Source organism: Mucilaginibacter sp. (assembly GCF_965225845.1).
Classification (GTDB): domain Bacteria; phylum Bacteroidota; class Bacteroidia; order Sphingobacteriales; family Sphingobacteriaceae; genus Mucilaginibacter.
The window spans coordinates 19,720-41,879 of record NZ_CBDDBL010000002.1 but is presented as its reverse complement, the minus strand read 5'-3'; the positions used below and the strand labels follow the sequence as shown (position 1 = coordinate 41,879).

Here is a 22,160-nt window from a genome sequence, read left to right as displayed (position 1 = left end):
CATGAAATTCAGGTTCATTTTAAGCTCATTATTGGTATTGCCGATGTTTGTTAGCGCGCAAAGCAAAACAAGCGAGGGTACAAGTGTGGCACAGCCACGCAAAATGACCGATATGGACAGCCTGATGGTGAACCAGATATTTTACTCGGCTATGGAAGCCAAGGTTACCGATAACTATGGCCCGGCCGCCGAAATGTTTAACCGCGTTTTGCAGATTGAACCCACAAACGATGCCGCCCTGTACCAGCTTGCGCAGTTAAAAATTCAAAAACAGGATTATGCCAGCGCGCAGGGCATGCTGGAGAACGCGGTTGCAGTAAAACCTGATAATAAATGGTACTGGCTAACGCTGGTTGATTGCTATGAAAAAACATCCAGCGTTATTAAACTTGAGCATGCGCTGAACCAACTTATACGCCTGGAGCCGAACAATACCGATTACCGGTTTGATTTAGCCAAGGTTTTATATTTCGATCAGAAATATGATGAATCGCTGGCTGTGTATGATCAGCTGATCCAAATGAAAGGGGGACTTGATGATGATATATTGGCAGGCCGACAAAAAATATTTTTAAAACAGGGCAAGGTAGACCAAGCCACGGCCGAAGTACAGCAGATGATAACCGCTAACCCAACCGAGGTACGTTATTACCTGCTGCTTGCCGAGTTGTATAACTCTAATAACTTAAATGACAAGGCGCTTAAAACATTACAAGCTGCCGAAAAGATCAACCCTAAAAATCCGCAGTTGCATTTGGCGTTGGCTGATGTTTACCGCGATCAAAAAAAATACGAAGACTTTTTTAACCAGGTTGAACTGGCCTTTGCAAGCCCCGACCTGGATATTGAGCAGGAACTGAAGATCATATCGGGTTACATCCCCAAATTTCCTGACCCTAATGCCAAAGCCAGCGCGCTGGAATTGAGCCGTGCGATAAGCGTTTCACACCCTGATGATTACCGCGCCTGGGCGATGTATGGCGATATGCTTTTTCAAAATGAGAAATATCCTGATGCGGAAGTTGCTTACCGTAAATCTATTGCCATCGATGGCCAGCATTACGAGGTTTACGACCAGTTAGTTCGGCTGGAAGTAAGCAACAATGAAGCGGATGCCGCGATTAAGGATGGCGGCACGGCGCTATCCCTCTATCCTAACCAGGCCTGGATGAATTATTTAGTCGGCGTTGCCTATTCGCAAAAGAAAGTATACGATAAGGCGATCAGCTACATGAAAACCGCTACGGAAATGGCTCCGGATGATAAGGATTTGCTATCGTTAACCTACTCTTCGCTGGGTGATTGTTACCATGAAATCAAGGACAATCCAAATTCGGATAGTGCATATGATAAATCGCTAAGTTATAACCCCGATAACGCGTTTTCGCTAAACAATTATGCTTACTATTTATCGTTAAGAGGTGAGCAACTGGATAAGGCAGCACAAATGGCGGCGCACGCCAATGAACTGCAACCGAATATGGCCTCGTTTGAGGATACTTATGCCTGGATCCTCTTCAAACAAAAAAAATATGCCGATGCCAAGGTTTGGATTGAAAAAGCCATTTTACACGATAAAACAAACAGCGTTACCGAAACAGAACATTATGGCGATATTATGTTTTATTTAGGCGACACCGATGCCGCCGTTGCCAGCTGGAAAAAGGCAAAGGCCCACGGTGAGCAGTCGCCAATATTAGACAGGAAAATAAATGAAAGAAAATACATTGAATAAAATACTGATAGTTTGTTGCCTGCTGGCCATGTTTAGTTGTAAGGCGCGTAAAATAGTCGCCGCAAAAACATCACCTGTTGTAGCAAAACACCAAAGTGCTTTAGCGCTTGAGTTGAATAACATCCGTTCGCAGCAATTAACGTTCAACACATTTTCGGGCAAGGCGCGTACCAGTTTGAATATTTCCGGTAACCAAAATGATGTTACCATGAACATCCGCATAGCCAATAATAAAAAGATCTGGGTATCTATAACCGCGCTGTTGGGTATCGAGGTGGCAAGGGCGGTTATAACACCTGATAGTATACTTATTATTAACCGTTTGCAGGACATCTATGTTAAACAGCCTTTCGGTTATATTTATAAGTATACCAACAGGCAAATTAATTATGGCATGGTGCAGGCATTACTGACCGGCAATGCGATACCATCGCTTTTGAATGACAGTGCAAAAATGTTGGCCGCAAATAATTTTGTTACGCTAAGTGGCAACCTGGATGATATTATTTACCGCTTAATGCTTGATACCAGCTTAAAAGCAACACAAACCAGCTTAATCAGCCAGGAGCAAGGTGTATCGTTACAAGTGAACAACAGTGCTTTTATGCCGGCAGGTGCGCAAAAGCTGCCATCGCAAATAGATATCAATTCGGTAGCAAAAGATAAAAAAATACAGGTTAATTTGCATTACGTTAAGGTTGACCTTAACCAACCGCAGGATTATCCGTTTACTATCCCGGCCAGTTATACACCTCAAAATTAAATCCTATTTTTGCAGTGTTGATGCCGGGAAAAATAAATTTGCCTGCCGAACTTATACATATCACCAATACGGATGAGATCTTTTAAAATATTATTATTCCTGGTTTTTGTTTTTGCCGCGATAAGCGCCCATGCCCAAAGCAGCTCGGAGCTAAAGCACCGCCGCGACAAGTTAAATGAAGAGTTACAGGAACTTAATACCGAATACCAGCAAACTGCGAGCAATAAAAAAAGCACGCTAAAGCAGCTGAACATCCTGAAAGCACAGATAAACCTACGCGAAGAAAAGATCACCAACATCAATTCCGAAATAAGAAACCTGGATAATGAAATCTCTGAGAGTAATAATTCCGTACGTAGTTTACAAAGCCAGTTAAGCCAGTTAAAAAAGGAATATGCGGCAATGATATTGTTTGCCTATCGTAACCAGAGTGCCTACAATAAGCTGATGTTTATTTTTGCCGCCCAGGATTTTAACCAGGCTTACAAACGCTTAAAGTACCTGCAACAGTTTGGCACTTATCGCGAAAGGCAGGCAGATTATATTCAGGGAACAGAGAAAGACCTGAACGTTAAAATTGTTGAACTGGATAAAACCAAGCAGGCAAAGGATGACCTGTTAAAGGACCAGGAAAAGGAAAAGAAATCGTTGGGTGATGAGCGTAATACGCAAGCCCAGGTAGTTGTAGGGTTATCGAAACAGATAGGGCAACTTAAGCAGCAGCAAAGAGACCTGCAGCGTAAGATAGTTGCAACAAACCATGAGATTGATGCCGCTGTACGCCGCGAAATTGAAGAAGCAAGGCGCAAGGCCGAAGAAGAAGCCAGGGAGCAGGCACGATTAGCAGCAGCAAAGGCTAAGGCAGAGAACAAAGAAGTTGTAGCACCTAAAAGGGCCGCTATAAGCAAAGTATCTTCTAATAGCGAAGTGCTTAACGCGACGCCTGAAGCTGCCCGGTTATCCAACGACTTTTTGGGCAACCGCGGCCGTTTACCGTGGCCGGTGGCTAACGGGGTAGTAACACAAGGGTTTGGTATTTATTATACCCCTGAGAATATTAAAAGCGAAAGCGATGGCGTTGATATAAAAAGCAACCAGGGCGCTTCGGTAAGGGCGGTTTTCCAGGGGGATGTGATTAGGGTTGCCGATATAAGTGGCACGTATTTGGTACTGATAAGGCATGGGGAGTACTTTACGGCGTACTCCAACCTTAAATCGGTTAGTGTAAGCAAAGGCGATAAGGTTAGCACTAAGCAAAGCATAGGGACAGTAGCTACCGATCCTACAACAGGCCAGGCCAACGTACATTTTGGTTTATACAAAGGTGTTACCGCGGTTGACCCAAAACAATGGCTGGCGCCAAATTGATTTGAAACTTTGTGATATTAAAAATGTTTATATTTGTAACCTCTTAAATATAAAAGATTATGTTTAGTTCAGTCCTGTTATTTTTTGAATTTACCGCACCGGAGATCATGCTGATCCTGTTTGTAGTTTTGCTTTTATTCGGGGGCGAAAAACTACCGGGTTTGGCTAAGGGTTTAGGTAAAGGCATCCGTGAGTTTAAGGATGCATCAGAAGGCGTAAAACGCGAAATAACCAACCAGATAGATACTTTTCAGGCTAAAAAAGATGCCGAAGCGGCTGCAGTACAAAACCCGGTTACAAACCCGGTAAGCGATGTGCCTGTTGCACCAAGCGAGGCACCTGCTGTTATTGAGCATCATGACACCGTACCGGTTGCCGAAATAGGCGCCACAGCGGCAGTTGCCGAGCCTGTTAGAAATACAGCCCCTGTTGCTGATCCTTTTAAAGTACAGGAAGCACCGGCTGTACCGGTAACACCGGCAGAAGCCAATACAACACACGAAGAGCATAAAGCGTAAACAAGAATATTAATCATACATAAAACTTAAAAATCATGGGATTAGACGGACCAGTGCTTATTCTAATAGGCGCGGTAGTATTACTGATGTTTGGAGGTAAAAAAATACCTGAACTGATGAAAGGTTTAGGAAAAGGCGTTAAAGAATTTAAAGACGCAACCAACGGCGAGGGTACTACAACTACAACAAACACTACTGCTGCAAACCCAACTGCAACAACTACCGAAGAAAAACCAAAGGTTTAATCTTTCGGTACCTCATAAAATTTGAAGATCCGGAATTATTTGATTTCGGATCTTCAATTATCTGCTTTGTGACTTATGCGGTATTCACACAAAATATAAGCAAAAATAACATACGATTATTTCTCACCCAATTCATCCTTCGCATTTTGCAACGCGTTGTCTGATGTGAAATAATTACCTATGATCTTTTTCCGCAGTACAGGATCGGTAACTGAACTGTTAAAAGTATCCAAAAACAAATTATAATCTGTACGGTCGGATTTTGTAGCAACCATTGCTTTTAACCATCTCCACATAACCTGTTCACCAATTTCTTTTTGTATAGCTAAAAAAATCACAGGCGCATAATAGTAAAGATAGTATTCCCTGTTGCCATAATCCGCTTCAGTTTTAACCAGGGAAAATGGTTTATAGTGATGTAAATTCTGGAGCCTGTCAAATTTTACTTGCAACAGATCATGGTAAGGTGCTGCACCTTCTAAATTAAATGTTAAATAAAAAGATAAATATTCGGCAAATCCTTCTTCCATAACATGCCCAAACTCCGCTCCCGGCTTAAGTAAAGTGCCAAAATAATAGTGAGCCAATTCATGCGCCATGCTCTGTTTATTTTTTGTGCTGTTGCCGCTATTGAAAAAAGATGCTAAGCTATATTCGCCATCAGCCACATTAAAAGTTGTAGGATCCGCATAAAAATTAAATCCCCATTCTTTCGGATTGGCTACTGTGGCTGCATGTAAAAATGTTAAATTACCTTTATAGGGGATATCGAATTTTTTGGAATAATAGGCCTGGTAAGTACCTGCAAGTGCATAAAGTTTGTCCTGGTCTTCTTTTTTCATTCCGGAGTTTAATAACCATACGCCATTATGCTGTGCCGTTTCAAAATCGCCGCAAAAAATAGCTAACTCGCGTGGAATATCTGAAATAAATTGCGCTGATTTTGCCTTTACAGGAACACTACCATTAACAAAAAGTACCGTGCAGTCTTCGCAGGTTATGGTTAAATCATATTTTAAGCGTTCATATTGCTTTTTTGTGCTGATATCATAAAGAACAGGATACCAGTTGGATTGAAAACCATCCGCACGAATTGAGAAGCTATTAAAAGCAATATTACCGCGCCAGTCCTCCCCCTCATATCCGCTTGTTGAATCTGTAACTACCGGGTACATGCCTAAATATTTCACTTCAAGCTCTTGTGGTAAATACCTCGCAGGGTTGCCACGATTTTCATGTACATAGTAAGACTTACTTTCATCAGTCTGCACGCTGTCCCTTTTATCCACATCGTAAAATAAAGGTTTAGGGCCTCGCTTTACATCTTTAAAATAATAAATATTCATGCCTGCATTTAAGCGAATAACATACTTGTCTGTATTGGGGAGATTACTAAGGATCATGTCGCAGGACATGGTCCCCTTTTTTATAGAAATATCTACATTCCCTTTTATAACAGGCAATATTTCCTGTGCCCGGGATGTTAAAAATGAAAGGATAATTGCAATGAACAAGATTACAGGTTTAGTACTCATCATATTCTGATCTATAATTAATGTCTAATTTATTGATTTGATTATTAAGTTGACTTATCCAAATAGTTAGGGCCAAAACACTCATAATTATTTTAAACTATTAAGTAACTATTTAACTGCCTGTTACGTACAAGAACGTGGATTCTAATTGTAGAATAGTTTGTAGTTTAGTTAAGTTGGAATTTAAAAGCCCGGGGTAGTTGCCGGGCTTTTATTTTTTACATCGTATTCTCATCATTATTACTGCCCGGGTCGGTGTTATTACCGCACGGCTTTTATTGACTAACCTACTCGCTCCTCAAACTCTTTACCGGGTTCATCAATGCCGCTTTTATCGCATTAGAGCTTATGGTAAGCAACGCGAATGCAATTGCGGTAAGCCCGGCAATTACAAACGGCCAAGGGCTAAGTGTCATCCGGTAGCTAAAGCTCATTAACCATTGATTCATAATATACCAGGCAATCGGCGATGCGATCACTATCGCGATGACGACCAGTTTCAGAAAATCGCGTGTTAATAGCGAAGTTATTCCCGGCACACTTGCGCCAAGCACTTTACGGATGCCAATTTCCTTTGTTCGTTGCTCCGCGATGAAAGCTGCTAATCCAAACAGGCCCAGGCAGGCAACAAATATGGCCAGCATTGAAAACACGGTAGCAGTACTGGCTGTATACTGCTCTGATGCATACAGCTGCTGAATATGCGTATCCAGAAACTCATAATCAAAACTGGAGTTAGGCATGTTCCCTTTAAATGTAGCCTGCACTTGCTGCACAAACCGGGGGAGGTTTTTGGCATTATAGCGCACCAATAATGTTCTTAATGATTCAGGTGCCTTGTTCATGCTATAATAAACGTAACCGCCAATATCATTTTTAAGGGATTGAAAATTAAAATCCTTAACAACCCCCATTACAATTGATTTTTCGCTCATCTCTGTAATGATGTTTTTGCCAACGGCATCCTGCGGCGTTTTAAAGCCGAGGTATTTTAATACCGCTTCATTAATTAATACATAACAATTGGTGTCGCCCTCGGCAAGGGTTTGTGGCAATGTGGTGCCGGCCAGTAGTTTTAGCTGCATGGTTTTTACGATAGAGCCATCTGTATGGCAGGTTTTTACAGGATAACCGTCTTTATCGGTCGATAATTTCCTGACGCTTCTGCCGCTTTCAATATCACCGGGAATAGATTGTACAGCCGAAACGCTTTCTACATTCGGCATGGTATGCAGGTTATTGATAAGCGAAGCGATCTGCTGTTTGTTCTCAGCTGCCTTGATTGAAACTGCAATAACACCATTAGGATTATACCCCAGGTCTTTATTCCTGATATAAAAGATCTGCTGCAAAATTACAATAACCGCTACGATCAGGATCACGGATGATGCAAACTGGAATACGACCAGCGATCTGCGGACAAAATCAGCAGCTGAGTTTTTTAACTTCAACTTGTTCATTAACACCAGCGGAGAAATACCCGACATGGAGAATGCCGGGTAACTGCCTGCAAGGATTGTCACCAAAAGCCATGTTGATAGCAAACACAGCAAAATAGGCATGGCATATAATGCCGATGGTTCTAAAAAAATACCGGTAATATTTTGGAACAAAGGCTGCACAATAAATGCCAGCAAATAGCCGATAAGGATGGCAATAAATGATAACACAGCGGTTTCAGTATAAAAAAGCGCGAGCAGCTGGCTTTTATTTGCCCCCATCACTTTATTTACCCCTACGCTTTTGGCGCGTTTTTGTGAACGCGCGGTAGCCAGGTTCATGTAGTTAATGCAGGCAATCACCAATACCAGCAGCGACAAAAACAACAATGCTTTTACAGTGCTTATACTTCCTATTCGGGAAGAATAACCCTCGCGTATATCAGCCGAATAAAGATGGATGCCGGTTAAGGGCTGCAAAAAGAATTGGGTGAAATATTGATCTTTCTTAGCTACATTTTTATCAATAAGTGCAGTGGCCTGTTTTTGTATTTGGTTGATATCAGCGCCGGGCTGCAATTGGCAATAAGTTTCAAAGCTGGCGTTGCTCCAGTAAACATTCTTTCCCATCCATGAGTCCATTATATTATAAACCATGTCGCAATCGATGGTGCTGTTTACCGGGAGGTCTTTATAAACACCCGAAACGTGCAAAGTATCCCGGTTATTTACGTAAATAATTTTCCCGATAGCGGGTTCACTACCATATAACCGGTCTTTAGCAGATTGTGAAAGCACAATTGATTTAGGTTGCGAAAAAGCTGTTCTGGCATTCCCTTCGGTAAAACTAAAATCAAACATTTTAAAGGCTGACGAATCGGCGAGGTACAAGCCTTTTTCAGTAAAGTTTTTGTCGTCGGTTTTTAAAGATACGGATCCGCCAAAATCATGTTTGATAAGCCTGGTCATGGCCTTTACCTGCGGGATATTTTGCAGCATGGATGGGCCCACCGCATTAGGTAACTCCGCCCATACCTTATAGTTATATTGCGCGCTGGTTTGCATGTTAACCCGGTAAATATCCTGCGAGTCTTTGTACATGCGGTCAAAACTTAATTCGTATGATATACAAGCAAACAAGGTAATGCATACGCACATCCCAATGGCCAGGCCTACAATATTTAACGATGTAAAAAGTTTATTGGCAATAATATTGCGCCAGGCGGTTTTAATGTAATTTTTTATCATGCGACCGATTCAAATGATAGTTAAGAATTTTTTCGATAATAATTCAAAACATAAGCCATGTTTATAATTATCTAATTATCAGTAAATTAAAATAGAATAAATTTATTTAATGTTCGATTTCGTTACAGTTTACTGTTCGGTTACGTTCGATAATTAAGAGTAAAATCGTCCGTAATTTAAGTTTATTGACTGCATTTTCAGTTGCAGCTTGTGGTTGTTGTTATCACCGTACTGCAACCAACGCTTCATATCAATTTCAATCTTTTGACCGTGTAACCGGATAAGTTTTTTATTTTAGCCCCATGGCTAAAAACTATTCCTCTTTAACAGAAATAAAGGGCGGGTTGCAAAGCGGGGGAGTTACCGTTGAGAAACTGGTGAAGCATTATTTACAAAACATCAAGGCAAATGCTCACTTAAACGCGTTTATCGAGGTTTTTGAGGATGAAGCGCTGCAACAGGCTTTGGTTATTGATGCCAAAATAAAAGAAGGTACCGGTGGCAAGCTTGCCGGTATGGTTATCGGTATAAAGGATAATATTTGTTATAAAGACCACCAGGTTTCGGCCTCATCAAAAATATTGGATGGCTTTACATCCATCTACTCATCAACTATTGTAGAGCGTTTATTGGCTGAAGATGCCATCATCATCGGCCGCTGCAATTGCGACGAGTTTGCCATGGGCGCCAGTAATGAAAGCTCCTATTTTGGCCCGGTAAAGAATTTTGCTGATCATACCAAAGTTTCAGGCGGTTCATCAGGCGGGTCGGCGGTTGCTGTGCAGGCTGATCTGTGCCATGCAGCTATCGGCACTGATACCGGTGGTTCTGTTCGTCAGCCGGCATCGTTCTGTGGCTTGATTGGGTTAAAACCTACATACGGACGTATTTCAAGGTACGGAATCATTGCTTATGCCTCATCGTTCGACCAGGTTGGCCCGATCACTAAGTCTGTTGAGGATGCTGCCTTGCTTTTAGAGGTTATGGCAGGTGAGGATGAATACGATAGTACTTTATCGCGCAAAACAGTTCCCGAATTCAGCGCCGAAATGCCGGAGCCGGGCAAAAAAAAGATCGCCTATTTGCAGGAATCATTATCAAGCCCGGGTGTTGATGCAGAAGTTAAGAACGCCTTAAGCTTAACTATTGAGAAACTTCGCGCCAATGGCCACACCGTTAAACCTATAACTTTTGAGTACCTGGATTATATGGTACCAACCTATTACATACTGGCGATGGCAGAAGCATCGTCGAACTTGTCGCGCTATGATGGTGTGCATTATGGTTACCGCAGTCCGAAGGCTACAGACCTTCAATCCACCTACAAGCTTTCCCGTTCGGAAGGTTTTGGCAAAGAGGTGAAGCGCCGTATAATGCTGGGAACCTTTGTATTAAGTGCCGGCTATTATGATGCTTATTATGCGAAGGCCCAAAAAACACGCCGGTTGATCCGCGAAAAAACACTGGATATTTTAAAGGAATACGATTTTATTTTAACCCCAACAGCTCCTGAACCTGCCTACAATATAGGTGTAGAGAAAACCGACCCGGTAGTAAGCTATTTAGCCGATATTTTCACCGTCCAGGCATCACTAACGGGTTTACCGGCAATTTCTTTACCGGTGGGCAATAATCATGAAGGATTGCCGTTAGGGATACAATTACTTGCGGGACAATTCGAAGAACTGGAATTGTTAAATTTTTCAAAATATTTCGTTAAACTATAAATTTTTGCAACATTAGTATGATTTTAGGCGTATTACATAGTCTGAAGTTAAATCCCTAATTGATAAAAAATGAAGAGATTATTTATCCTGATCATCTGCCTTCTATCCTTGCAATTTTCACATGCCGGGAGTGTTTTAAATCCGGGCGAAAAACATATTTCTCAAAGTTCTTCTAAAGACACCTCTTTTGCCCATGCAGCAGCAAACCAGGCGCAACTGAATGCCGATCAAAGCATCATAAAATCACGCCTTGATGCCATTAAAAAGGATGTGCCGTTAGACTATAATGAATTTGTGCAAAACTATATCGACATCTATTCCCAAAACCGCGAGGAAATGGGCCATGTGATCGGTTTATCAAAATACTACTTCCCTATTTATGAAAAGATCTTTCGCGACGCGGGTATCCCTGCCGAAATTGAATACCTTTCTATTGTAGAGTCAAAACTTGATCCCAATGCTATTTCACGCGTGGGGGCTACTGGTCCGTGGCAATTTATGGGTACAACTGCAAAGCTTTACGGCTTGAACATGGATGGTTACATCGATGAGCGCCGTGACCCTGTCCGTGCAAGCTATGCTGCAGCTGCTTACCTCAAAGATGCTTACGAAGAATTTGGCGACTGGCTGTTGGCCATCGCATCGTACAATTGCGGTAAAAGCAATGTGGAAAACGCATTGGCAAAAGCCGGTGGCGCAACCGATTTTTGGTCTATCCGCCAGTACCTGCCTGCCGAAACCAGGAATTACGTACCTGCTTATATCGCGGTAGCTTATGTAATGAATTATTATAAAAAGCATAATATTACCGAACAGCCTTGCAGCTTCGCGCTAAATATTGATACCGTTGTGGTTGACAGGCAAATCTCGCTTAATACCGTTTCAAATATTTTAGGGGTTGATGCTAAATTATTGTCACTGCTTAATCCTGCTTACCGCATGCAGGTGATCAATGCTTCGGCACACAGCCCGCGCAGGCTGATCATCCCGCAGGTAGAGAGAACAAAATATTCCGCGCTTTACGATGCGCTGAACAATACTACCGGCAGTACCTCATACGCGGCTGCCGCCTCCCCCAAAATATACGTTCCTTTACATTCAACGTATAGTGCCGCTGACGATAAACCGGCTTATCATAAAGTAAAACGTGGTGAAACACTGGCCGATATTGCAGACCGTTATGGCGTTGAAGTAAGCGACCTTAAAACCTGGAATCATTTACATCACAATAAAGCAGTTGTAGGGCAAAGGCTTAAAATAAGCAATGGTTAATTATTGTTGTTTTAAGTAAAGCCATATAATTTCTATACAAGCAGGATTATTTGTTGATGATTTAATCATTAACTAAAGGCTTTCGGCAAATCGCTTAGAAAAGAAATTGTAATTTTGGGTCCTTGAACTTGAGATGATGAATAACAAAACCAATCGTAAACAGGACGCTTTAAATTACCATTCTAAGGGCCGCCCGGGCAAAATACAGGTAGTGCCAACAAAGCCAACCAATTCACAGCGCGATCTTTCTATGGCTTACTCACCGGGTGTAGCCGAACCATGTTTACGAATTGCCGAAAATGTTGACGATGTTTATAAATATACCGCTAAAGGCAATTTAGTGGGTGTTATAAGCAATGGCACCGCGGTATTGGGTTTAGGAAATATAGGGCCCGAAGCCAGCAAGCCGGTGATGGAAGGTAAAGGCCTTTTATTCAAGATATATGCTGATATTGATGTTTTCGATCTGGAGATCAACGCCAAAACTCCGGATGAATTTGTTGCTATTGTTAAAGCTCTTGAGCCAACTTTCGGTGGCATCAACCTCGAAGATATATCTGCCCCAACCTGTTTTGAGATTGAGCGCCGCCTAAAGGCCGAAATGAAGATCCCAGTGATGCATGATGACCAGCATGGAACCGCGATCATATCCGGAGCAGCGTTAATTAATGCCTGCGAGATCCAGGGTAAAAAGCTTGACAAAATAAAAATGGTGGTTAATGGTGCAGGCGCGGCAGCTATTTCATGCTCACGAATGTACCTTTCACTGGGTGTGAAACAGGAAAATATGGTGATGTTCGACATCAACGGACTGATCACTGCCCAGCGCACTGACCTGGATGACATCCGTTTGCAATTCGCCACAATCCGCACCGATATAAAAACCCTGGCCGATGCCATGAAGAACGCTGACGTTTTTGTTGGCCTTTCAGCAGGCAATGTGGTTACTGCGGATATGCTGAAAACGATGGCAAAAAACCCGATTGTTTTCGCCATGGCTAACCCTGAACCGGAGATTGCTTACGACATTGCACACGCTACACGTAAGGATATTATTATGGCTACCGGCCGCTCTGACTTTCCTAACCAGGTGAATAACGTTTTAGGGTTCCCATATATTTTCCGTGGAGCATTGGATGTTAGGGCTACCGCGATTAACGAAGAAATGAAGATCGCCGCGGTTAACGCAATCGCCTGCATCGCAAAAAAACCGGTGCCCGAGGCTGTTAACCTGGCTTACAATACCAAAAATATTAAGTTCGGCAGGGATTATATCATCCCAAAACCTATGGATCAGCGCCTGATTATCGAGGTATCCTCTGCGGTAGCAAAAGCTGCTATAGATTCAGGTGTTGCCCGTAAAGTCATTACCGATTGGGATGCTTATATTGAAGAATTGCGCTCACGCGTAGGGGTTGATGACCGCATTATGCGTACGCTAACCAACAAGGCCAAGCAAAACCCTAAACGCATTGTTTTTGCCGAGGCAGACACCTACAAAATATTAAAAGCCGCGCAAATTATTAAGGAAGAAGGTATTGCAACCCCTATCCTACTCGGTAACGAGGCAACCATTAAGCGCATTATGCGCGAGAATGACCTGTATCTGGATGATGTGAAGATCATCGACCCAACCAACGGCCATGCGGAAAACACTGAAAAATACGCGGATTATCTTTATGAACGCCGTCAGCGTAAAGGCGTAAGCCTGTTCCAGTCGCGTAAATTAATGTATGACCGTAACTATTACGGCGCCAGTATGGTGCAATTTGGTGAGGCCGACGCTTTGATCTCCGGCTTAACTAAAGATTATGTGACCACCATTAAACCTGCCTTGCAAATCATCGGTACCGAAGAGGGTATAAACCGTGTTGCCGGTATGTACATGATGCTTACGCAAAAAGGCCCTGTATTTTTTGGTGATACAACGGTTAACGTAAACCCATCAGTACAGGAACTGGTAGATATTACCGTGCTGTTGGAGCGTTCTGTAAAACAGTTTAATATTACGCCCCGTGTTGCCATGCTTTCTTATTCAAATTTTGGATCGAACAGCGGGCCGGTACCGGAGAAGGTTAGCGAAGCAGTAAAGGTATTGCATGATAAGTACCCTGAAATGATAGTGGACGGCGATATGCAGGCTAACTTTGCCTTGAACCCGAATTTATTAACAGATAATTTTCCATTCTCAACTTTAACCGGGAAGGCTGCAAATACGCTGATATTTCCTAATTTGGAGTCTGGGAATATTGCTTATAAACTGCTGCAGGAAATAGGTGGTGCCGAAGCTGTAGGGCCGATATTATTAGGCTTAAAAAAACCGGTACACGTTTTACAATTAGGCAGTTCGGTGCGCGAAATTGTGAATATGATAACCATCGCGGTGGTTGACGCGCAAGAAAAAGAAGGCAATTTGAACGACGAGATAAAAAAATAATATGCTGTTGATTAAATTTAAACATATATAATGTGATCTTGAAAAGGGTGAGAAATTTTCCTCATCCTTAAACTAACGGCGGTATTGGCCGTCTTAGCGCCATCACCTAAACTGAGTCAGTCCATATACAATTAACAAAATAACATATAGAAAAAACATGTACGCTTATATTGATGGTAAATTAGCTTTTAAAAGCCCTTCGTATGTGGTTATTGATGCCGGCGGAGTAGGTTATCACATCAATATTTCTCTACACACTTATTCGCAAATAGGCAACTCCGAGCATTGTAAGCTTTACACCTGGCTTTATGTAAAGGAGGATGCTCACAGCCTTTATGGTTTTGCCGAAGAAGGCGAACGCCGGTTATTTCTTCATTTAATTTCTATTTCAGGCATCGGCCCAAACACCGGCCGGATGATGCTTTCGTCCATTACACCAACCGAAATACAAAATGCAATTATTAGTGGCAATGTTGCCCTCATTCAACGTATAAAGGGTATTGGCCCTAAGTCGGCACAACGCGTAATACTGGAATTACAGGATAAACTTCGTAAAGAAGGCCCTGATACGCTTACCGTTATGCCGGCAACGCACACCACTAAGGATGAAGCGCTTTCTGCGCTGGTAATGCTTGGCTTTGCGCGTAATGCTGCCGAAAAGGTTGTGGAACAGGAAATAAAGAAAAGCGGGGAAGATTTAACTGTTGAACAGTTGATCAAGTCCGCCTTAAAAAACTTATAATTACTATATTAATTTGATCGCTTTTTGACTAAGATTCTTACGCTCAGAACTCTTATTTGCATCTTAATAATTTTCGCTTTTTGCGGAACAGAGCGTTCTTTTGCCCAATTGCCTGATCCAACCAAAGTAGCTCCGCCTAATACAGGCTCACCTTCCACTATTACCAGCCGTACTAATGATACCGTTATTGTACAGGAACCATACAATATTCAGGAAACAAATAACATGCGCTTACGGCAGGGTATTTTTGACCAGGACCCGCCCAATCTTGTCCGTACAATTGAGTACGATCCCGCTACCAACCAATATATTTTGTATGAGCGTGTAGGCAATATGCTTTACCGAGCGCCGCAGTACCTCACCTATATGCAATACCTGGCTATAAAGCAGGAAGAAACGCAGCGGGATTACTTTAAAACACTGGCAGATAAATATGCTTACCAATCACAGCAACCGGGTTTTATTCCACAAATAAAAATTCATAGCCAAACATTTGAGCAGATCTTTGGTGGCCCAAATATTGATATTAAGGCGCAGGGATCGGCCAATGCAACTTTTGCCGGGCAATTAAATAAAAACGACAACCCGCTATTTAACTCGGCGCAACGCAATCAGTTTAATTTTAATTTCGACCAGCAAATACAATTAAACCTTACGGGTACAATAGGTACAAACCTTACTGTGGCTACCAATTACAATACCAATGCCCAGTTCCAATTTGATAACCAAATCAAATTGGATTACAAAGGTAAACAGGATGATATCATCCAGGAGATTCAGGCGGGTACGGTGAGCATGCCGCTGAATACTACGTTAATCACCGGCACACAAGCGCTGTTCGGGGTAAAAACCAAGCTGAAATTTGGCAAGCTGAACATTACCTCTATCATGTCCCAGCAGCGCTCGCAATCAAAAACCATTACCATAACCAATGGATCGGAGCAGGGAAATTTTAAGTTAACTACCGATGCCTATGATGCTAATAAACACTATTTCCTTTCGCAGTACTTTAGGAATAATTATGATAAGGCATTGGCCAATTCGCCAATCATCAGCTCAAATGTAAACATTACAAAAATTGAGGTTTGGATCACTAACCGCAACAACACTACCACCAACTCAAGGGATATATTAGCTTTTATGGATCTGGGCGAAAACAATCCATATGACAAACGCCTGATCCAGGGCGGCTCGGGTTTTACCGCTTTACCTGCAGGAACTGATGTACCGGGCTTTCCACAGCAATCAAACAGTTTGCTTAAAAACCTGCCTGCGGGCGCACGTTTAACAAACTCAAATACTGCGGCAAATTATTTTGCGAGCACAGGCGGCAGCGATAACTATGCGCAGTTAACCTATGCCCGTATGCTAACCACCAAGGAGTATACCCTGCATCCGCAGTTGGGTTATATCTCACTAAATTATCCTTTAAATAATGATGAAGTGTTGGCGGTAGCCTATCAATATACCTATAACGGGGTTACTTACCAGGTGGGTGAATTCTCCAGCGACAGGCCAATAAACAATACCACGCCAAACGTGCTGTATGTAAAATTATTAAAAAACACGCTACTTAAAACCAACCTGCCAACCTGGAACCTGATGATGAAAAACATCTATTCCCTGGGCGCATACCAAATAAGTCCTGCAAACTTTAAAATGTTAATTACACGGCTGGATAATACATCGGGCATTGCCAAACCTATTATGGCCGAAGGCAAAAACACAACTGGAAAGTTATGGTTGCAGCTAACCGGCCTTGACAACCTCGACCAGCAAAACCAAAAAATCCCGGATGGATATTTTGACTACCTGGAAGGTATAACTATCGATTCACATAACGGTTTACTGATCTTCCCGGAAGTGGAGCCATTTGGTGCGGACCTTGCCGCCAAATTTGCGCCGGGTGAAACCAGCCTGATCAATACCTATGTGTATCAACCATTGTATGATTCCACCCAAAGTGTGGCGCAGCAATTTTATCCCTTGTTAAACCGGTATGTAATCTCAGGCACTTATACCTCACAGGGTGGATCGGAATACCAGTTGAATGCCACCAACATACCGCAAGGCTCGGTAATTGTAACGGCAGGCGCAACCAAACTGGTTGAGGGTAATGATTATACCGTTGATTATAACGCAGGCACCATCCGGATACTTAATCAATCCATTCTTGCATCAGGCCAGCCAATTACGGTAAACCTGGAAAATAATGAACTTTTCGGAGTTCAGCAAAAATCGCTGTTTGGATCAAGGTTTGACTACCAGGTAAGCCCTAAATTTGCTTTGGGTGCAACTATAATGCACTTAACCGAAGAGCCTATCTCGCAAAATGAGGCTGTTGGCGCTGAATCAATCTCAAATACCATCTGGGGTTTCGATGCCAATTATAATTCACCATCTCGGATGCTTACCAGGCTGGTTGATGGAATTCCTTTTATACATACTAAGGTTCCATCATCAGTAAGTTTAAGCGGAGAATTTGCGCAATTATTACCCGGTACCCCAAGTTCATTAAATTATGCCGGCTCAAAAAATGGCACTGCATATTTGGACGATTTTGAAAATAGCCAGTCCGAGATAGACCTTAAAAGTGCCAATACATGGCAAATATCAAGCACACCACAATTCTTTAACGAGTCGCAGCTTTTTGACAATCTGGGATACGGATATAACCGTGCCCGGTTAGCCTTTTATAATATCGACCCAACATTTTACACCTCGTCAACAATTCCTGTATCACGTGCTGAACTATCCAAGCCCTATGTTCGCGAAGTATTGCAAACCGAGGTGTTTCCGTATATACAATCAGTAACCGGCCAACCGCAAATTTTGCCAACTCTTGATTTAGCTTATTATCCAAATACCCGCGGCCCTTATAACTATGTTACAACAGGTATCAATACAGATGGTACGCTACAAAACCCGAGCAGTCGCTGGGGTGGTATGATGCGCGCGATATCTACAACCGATTTTGAGGCGCTAAACGTAACTTATATTGAATTTTGGGTATTGGATCCATTTATAGGTAAACCAAACTCAACAGGCGGCGATATCTATTTTGACCTGGGTGATATTTCAGAAGATATATTAAAAGATGGCCGCAAAAGCATAGAAAATGGACTGCCGGTAAACGGCGATTTAAGCACCGTTGACACTACCGCATGGGGACGCGTGGCTAAACTGCAACCCGTAGTAAACGCTTTTGACAATGACCCTAATTCCCGCGCGTTGCAGGATGTTGGTTTAGATGGTTTGGGCGATGCAGATGAACGCACAAAATTTGCCCCCCAGGTACAGCGGATCCAAAGCCAGGTTAACCCGCAGGCCGCAGCGGCAATTGCAAATGATCCTTCAACAGATGATTACCAATATTACCAGGGGCCAACGCTCGATCAGGCCGGCGCCGGTATATTACAACGTTATGCCAAATACAATGGAACAGATGGTAATTCTAAAACAGCGGCACAGTCACAGGCGCAATTAGGGTTGCAAACGTCGGCATCTACTTCACTACCTGATGAGGAGGATATTGACCGCGATAACAACATGAGCCAGGATGATGAATATTTTGAATATCACGTAAATATAACCCCTAAAAACCTGGTTGTTGGCCAGGGTTTTGTTAATGATAAGGTAACATCAAGCGTTAAACTTGCCGACGGTACTACGCAAACTTATACCTGGTATCAATTCCGTATCCCTATTGCCAATTATCAATCGGCAGTAGGCGGCATACAGGATTTTAAATCCATCCGCTTTTTGCGCTTATTCATGACTAATTTTGCGGATACTGCCGTTTTACGTTTTGCATCTCTGCAACTGGTAAGGGGTGATTGGCGTGCATTTGATTCAGATAACAACCCGGCCAATGTTATTGCTGATCCTGCCATTGTTAACCCTGTGGCCGATGGTTCAACGCTGGTTGTGGGTACCGTAAATATCGAGGAAAATGGCAATCGTACCCCTATCCCCTATGTAGTTCCGCCGGGCATACAACGCCAAACCAATTACAGCAGCGTTAATGCAAATACCAAATTAAATGAGCAATCATTATCATTAACAGTTAATAACCTGAGTGATGGTTATTCGCAGGCAGCTTTTAAAACCTTTAATAACGATTTGCGCCAATACAAAAACCTGCAAATGTTTGTACACGCCGAGGCATTGCCAACAGCTACCTTAAACAACGGCGACCTGCACACTTTTATACGTTTGGGGCTTGATTACACCGAAAATTATTATGAGTACGAAATTCCGTTAACAGTTACACAACCGGGTACAAGCAGCCCAGCCGGTATATGGCCAACTGTTAACCAGATCGATCTGCAGCTTTCATTATTAACCAATGCAAAACTGGCCCGTGATGCAGCAAAATATAAAGGCCAGCCATGGCCTTTAACAGTTCCCTATACCATTACGATAGGCACGGCCAAAATCACGATCATGGGTCAGCCCGATTTAAGTCGCCTCACAACAGTTATGCTGGGGGTACGCAACCCGTTTAAAGGCAATAATCCTGCTGCTGATGATGGCCTGGCAAAATCAGGTATTGTTTGGTTTGACGAATTGAGGCTAACGGACTTTAACCAGCGCGATGGCTGGGCGGCTATTGGTAAAGCCGATGTTAAACTGGCTGACTTTGCCGATATAACCGTATCGGGCAGCGATCAAACTGCTGGTTTTGGTACGCTTGATTCTAAAATCGGCGACCGGTCGTTAGATAACAATTCAAGCTATAACGTATCTGCAAGCGTTGAGCTTGGTAAATTTTTTCCCGATAAAAGTGGTGTGCACATTCCAACTTATATCAACATATCGCAGCAGGTAAGCGCCCCCTTGTATGATCCGGCACAACCCGATGTTTTGTTGAGCCAAACACTCAAAAATGCCACAAGTACCAAACAACGGGACTCGATTAAAAATGCCGCTGAATCTGTAACGCAACGAAAAAGCATAAACTTTACCAATGTGCATATAGCTAAAACAAACTCCAGTGCGCCTAACAGGGTTTATGATATTTCTAACTTTACAGCTACTTACGCTTATACCGATTATGAGCACCACGATTTTACTACCCTATCGGATTTTGAAAAGACCTACCAGTTAGAGCTTGCTTATAACTATACCAACAGGCCTAATTATTTTACCCCTTTTGCTAAGATCATTAAAAAGAATAGCCTGCAATTGATTAAGGACATTAACCTGGACCTTGTACCCACAAGGGTTAATATGAGTATTGATTTCAACAGGTTCGATTCGGAAACTACACTGCGAAATAATGATCCGAGTGATGTTATTGCGATACCAACAACGTATAATAATACCTTTACCATTACAAGGATATTTGGCCTGGGGTGGAATCTGACCAAATCATTAACACTAAATTTTGATGCAACCAACCTTTCAACGGTTGATGAGCCTCAGGGTCCGCTAACCGGCCTTAACAGGGATACTTTATATAACAACCTGGCACGTTTAGGCCGCACCACCAATTACAACCATACTTTCGCGTTAAACTACGCCATACCATTTAGTAAGATACCTTATCTTGATTTCATTACTGCCAATGCCAGTTACAGCGCGCACTTTAACTGGCTGGCAGAGCCGGGTTTTTCTATTGATGATCCTGAACTCAACGTAGGTAACAGCATCCAGAACTCACGCACTATATTGTTTAATCCAATACTTAATTTTAATACATTATACAACAAATTTAAATTACTTCGCAAACCGGCAAAGCCCGACGACGAGCCAAAAGGCTTTAAAAAGTTTTTATTAAACCTGTTAACCGGGCTAAAAACTGTTAATGTTACCTATTCCCGTACCGAGGGTATCTTTTTGCCTGGCTATCTGCCACAATCAACAATTTTTGGTGAAGATCCTTCCTATAATGCGCCGGGCATTGGATTTTTATTGGGCAGCCAAACCGATATAAGGCAGCGGGCTGTGGAAAATGGCTGGATATCTTCCGATACACTACAAAACCAGGCCTATGTTAAAACTTATAACGCCGATTTACACCTAAGCGCGACATTAGAGCCAATACAAGGGTTAAGAATAAATTTAACAGCGTTTAAAACACAGGATCACACCTATCAAACCACATTAAAGTATCTGGATGAAACAGGCAGCTTTGAAAACCTTTCACCGGTAACTACAGGCGATTACAGTATATCCTACCTTACTATCGCGACAGCGTTTTCAAAAACAAGCGGTGTAAATAACACTTCACCACTTTATAATGCGTTTATGAATGACAGGTCGATCATTTCGGGACGCCTGGGTAAAACCAATCCAAATTCAACCGGTGTTATAACTAATGGCTTCGCCGATGGCTATGGCCCAAATTCACAAAACGTGCTGGTACCCGCGTTCCTGGCTGCTTATTCCGGCAAAAATCCTGCAACATCAAATCTTAGCCAGTTTCCTGATATTCCTTTACCAAACTGGCAAATAACATATGGCGGACTGGTTAAAATACCTTTTATGTCCGATATTTTTGACTCGTTCGATCTTAAGCACGCCTATAGCTCAACCTACAATGTTGGCGGCTATACCACCTTATTGCAGTACACTGAAAGTGATGGGGAGGTAAATGCCAGGGATATTAATAACGATTTTCTGCCGATGTACCAGTTTGCGCAGGTAACCATATTTGAGCAATTCGCGCCATTATTGGGTATTGATATGCGTTTTAAAAATGGCGTTACTACAAGTGTATCGTATGCGCAAAGCCGGGCCCTTAGCCTAAGCCTGCTAAACAGCCAGCTGGCGCAGCAAAATGAAGACGATGTAATAGTAAGCTTTGGATACAAAGCCAAAAACTTCAGGTTTCCGTTTGGATTGTGGGAGGATTTTATATTAAAAAACGACCTTACTTTTAACCTGGCATTCGCCCTCAGAAATACCAAAACATTAATTTATCAACCGGATGTGTTAGCCGCGCAGGTATCATCAGGCGCTGAAAATATCACTTATCGCCCGGAAATTAATTATGCGCTAAGCTCACGCTTTAACATCAGTTTCTTTTACGACGCGAACATTACCAAGCCATATACATCACAAAGTTTTAATACGTCGTTTACTACTTTAGGCTTTAGTTTAAAACTGATATTACAGTAATAAAAA

12 protein-coding genes are annotated in these 22,160 nt (G+C 42.5%); 10 read left to right on the top strand and 2 right to left on the bottom strand.

Annotation, left to right across the window (positions count from 1 at the left end; genetic code table 11):
• The first annotated feature begins 1 nt into the window (after position 1).
• The 5 genes from ACYZ0U_RS03970 to ACYZ0U_RS03950 all read left to right on the top strand — a co-directional run bounded on the left by ACYZ0U_RS03970 (position 2) and on the right by ACYZ0U_RS03950 (position 4,629).
• On the top strand, positions 2–1,735 hold the full coding sequence (locus tag ACYZ0U_RS03970; protein ID WP_461450071.1) for a tetratricopeptide repeat protein: 1,734 nt from the start codon (positions 2–4) through the stop codon (positions 1,733–1,735).
• On the top strand, positions 1,713–2,498 hold the full coding sequence (locus ACYZ0U_RS03965; RefSeq protein WP_461450069.1) for a DUF4292 domain-containing protein: 786 nt from the start codon (positions 1,713–1,715) through the stop codon (positions 2,496–2,498). Before ACYZ0U_RS03970 ends, ACYZ0U_RS03965 begins: the two co-directional genes overlap by 23 nt.
• Before the next feature lie 72 nt (positions 2,499–2,570).
• Positions 2,571–3,866: a murein hydrolase activator EnvC family protein gene (locus tag ACYZ0U_RS03960; protein WP_461450067.1), complete on the top strand. Its 1,296-nt coding sequence runs from the start codon at positions 2,571–2,573 to the stop codon at positions 3,864–3,866.
• Between the two features lie 59 nt (positions 3,867–3,925).
• The gene (locus ACYZ0U_RS03955; protein ID WP_461450065.1) at positions 3,926–4,384 is read left to right on the top strand and encodes a twin-arginine translocase TatA/TatE family subunit; all 459 of its coding nucleotides are present in this window, start codon (positions 3,926–3,928) and stop codon (positions 4,382–4,384) included.
• A gap of 35 nt (positions 4,385–4,419) precedes the next feature.
• A complete protein-coding gene (locus tag ACYZ0U_RS03950; protein ID WP_461450063.1) occupies positions 4,420–4,629 on the top strand; it encodes a Sec-independent protein translocase subunit TatA/TatB in 210 nt (69 codons plus the stop codon).
• Positions 4,630–4,745: 116 nt separating this feature from the next.
• On the opposite strand, the gene ACYZ0U_RS03945 is transcribed toward ACYZ0U_RS03950, so the two are convergent.
• Together ACYZ0U_RS03945 and ACYZ0U_RS03940 are read right to left on the bottom strand one after the other, a co-directional pair.
• Positions 4,746–6,167, bottom strand: coding sequence for a gluzincin family metallopeptidase (locus ACYZ0U_RS03945; RefSeq protein ID WP_461450061.1), 1,422 nt, complete (start codon positions 6,165–6,167; stop codon positions 4,746–4,748).
• Between the two features lie 284 nt (positions 6,168–6,451).
• Complete coding sequence (locus tag ACYZ0U_RS03940) at positions 6,452–8,851, bottom strand: ABC transporter permease (protein WP_461450059.1); 2,400 nt, start codon at positions 8,849–8,851, stop codon at positions 6,452–6,454.
• 302 nt (positions 8,852–9,153) lie between these two features.
• Here ACYZ0U_RS03940 and gatA point away from each other — a divergent pair, with 302 nt between their 5' ends.
• The 5 genes from gatA to sov all read left to right on the top strand — a co-directional run bounded on the left by gatA (position 9,154) and on the right by sov (position 22,154).
• On the top strand, positions 9,154–10,578 hold the full coding sequence (gatA, locus tag ACYZ0U_RS03935; protein ID WP_461450057.1) for an Asp-tRNA(Asn)/Glu-tRNA(Gln) amidotransferase subunit GatA: 1,425 nt from the start codon (positions 9,154–9,156) through the stop codon (positions 10,576–10,578).
• Positions 10,579–10,647: 69 nt separating this feature from the next.
• Positions 10,648–11,850 (top strand): lytic transglycosylase domain-containing protein, encoded by a 1,203-nt coding sequence (locus ACYZ0U_RS03930; RefSeq protein WP_461450054.1) that lies wholly within the window; start codon positions 10,648–10,650, stop codon positions 11,848–11,850.
• 133 nt (positions 11,851–11,983) lie between these two features.
• Positions 11,984–14,287, top strand: a complete 2,304-nt coding sequence (locus tag ACYZ0U_RS03925; protein WP_461450052.1) for an NADP-dependent malic enzyme — start codon at positions 11,984–11,986, stop codon at positions 14,285–14,287.
• Between the two features lie 157 nt (positions 14,288–14,444).
• Positions 14,445–15,029, top strand: coding sequence for a Holliday junction branch migration protein RuvA (ruvA, locus tag ACYZ0U_RS03920; RefSeq protein ID WP_461450050.1), 585 nt, complete (start codon positions 14,445–14,447; stop codon positions 15,027–15,029).
• 24 nt (positions 15,030–15,053) lie between these two features.
• On the top strand, positions 15,054–22,154 hold the full coding sequence (gene sov / locus ACYZ0U_RS03915; RefSeq protein ID WP_461450048.1) for a T9SS outer membrane translocon Sov/SprA: 7,101 nt from the start codon (positions 15,054–15,056) through the stop codon (positions 22,152–22,154).
• Positions 22,155–22,160 lie beyond the last annotated feature (6 nt).

Coding starts and splice junctions, on each gene's coding strand:
- ACYZ0U_RS03950 (WP_461450063.1), top strand. CDS start 4,420: ATGGGATTAGACGGACCAGTGCTTATTCTAATAGGCGCGGTAGTATTA.
- ACYZ0U_RS03945 (WP_461450061.1), bottom strand. CDS start 6,167: ATGATGAGTACTAAACCTGTAATCTTGTTCATTGCAATTATCCTTTCA.
- ACYZ0U_RS03955 (WP_461450065.1), top strand. CDS start 3,926: ATGTTTAGTTCAGTCCTGTTATTTTTTGAATTTACCGCACCGGAGATC.
- gatA (WP_461450057.1), top strand. CDS start 9,154: ATGGCTAAAAACTATTCCTCTTTAACAGAAATAAAGGGCGGGTTGCAA.
- ruvA (WP_461450050.1), top strand. CDS start 14,445: ATGTACGCTTATATTGATGGTAAATTAGCTTTTAAAAGCCCTTCGTAT.
- ACYZ0U_RS03930 (WP_461450054.1), top strand. CDS start 10,648: ATGAAGAGATTATTTATCCTGATCATCTGCCTTCTATCCTTGCAATTT.
- ACYZ0U_RS03970 (WP_461450071.1), top strand. CDS start 2: ATGAAATTCAGGTTCATTTTAAGCTCATTATTGGTATTGCCGATGTTT.
- ACYZ0U_RS03960 (WP_461450067.1), top strand. CDS start 2,571: ATGAGATCTTTTAAAATATTATTATTCCTGGTTTTTGTTTTTGCCGCG.
- ACYZ0U_RS03965 (WP_461450069.1), top strand. CDS start 1,713: ATGAAAGAAAATACATTGAATAAAATACTGATAGTTTGTTGCCTGCTG.
- ACYZ0U_RS03925 (WP_461450052.1), top strand. CDS start 11,984: ATGATGAATAACAAAACCAATCGTAAACAGGACGCTTTAAATTACCAT.
- ACYZ0U_RS03940 (WP_461450059.1), bottom strand. CDS start 8,851: ATGATAAAAAATTACATTAAAACCGCCTGGCGCAATATTATTGCCAAT.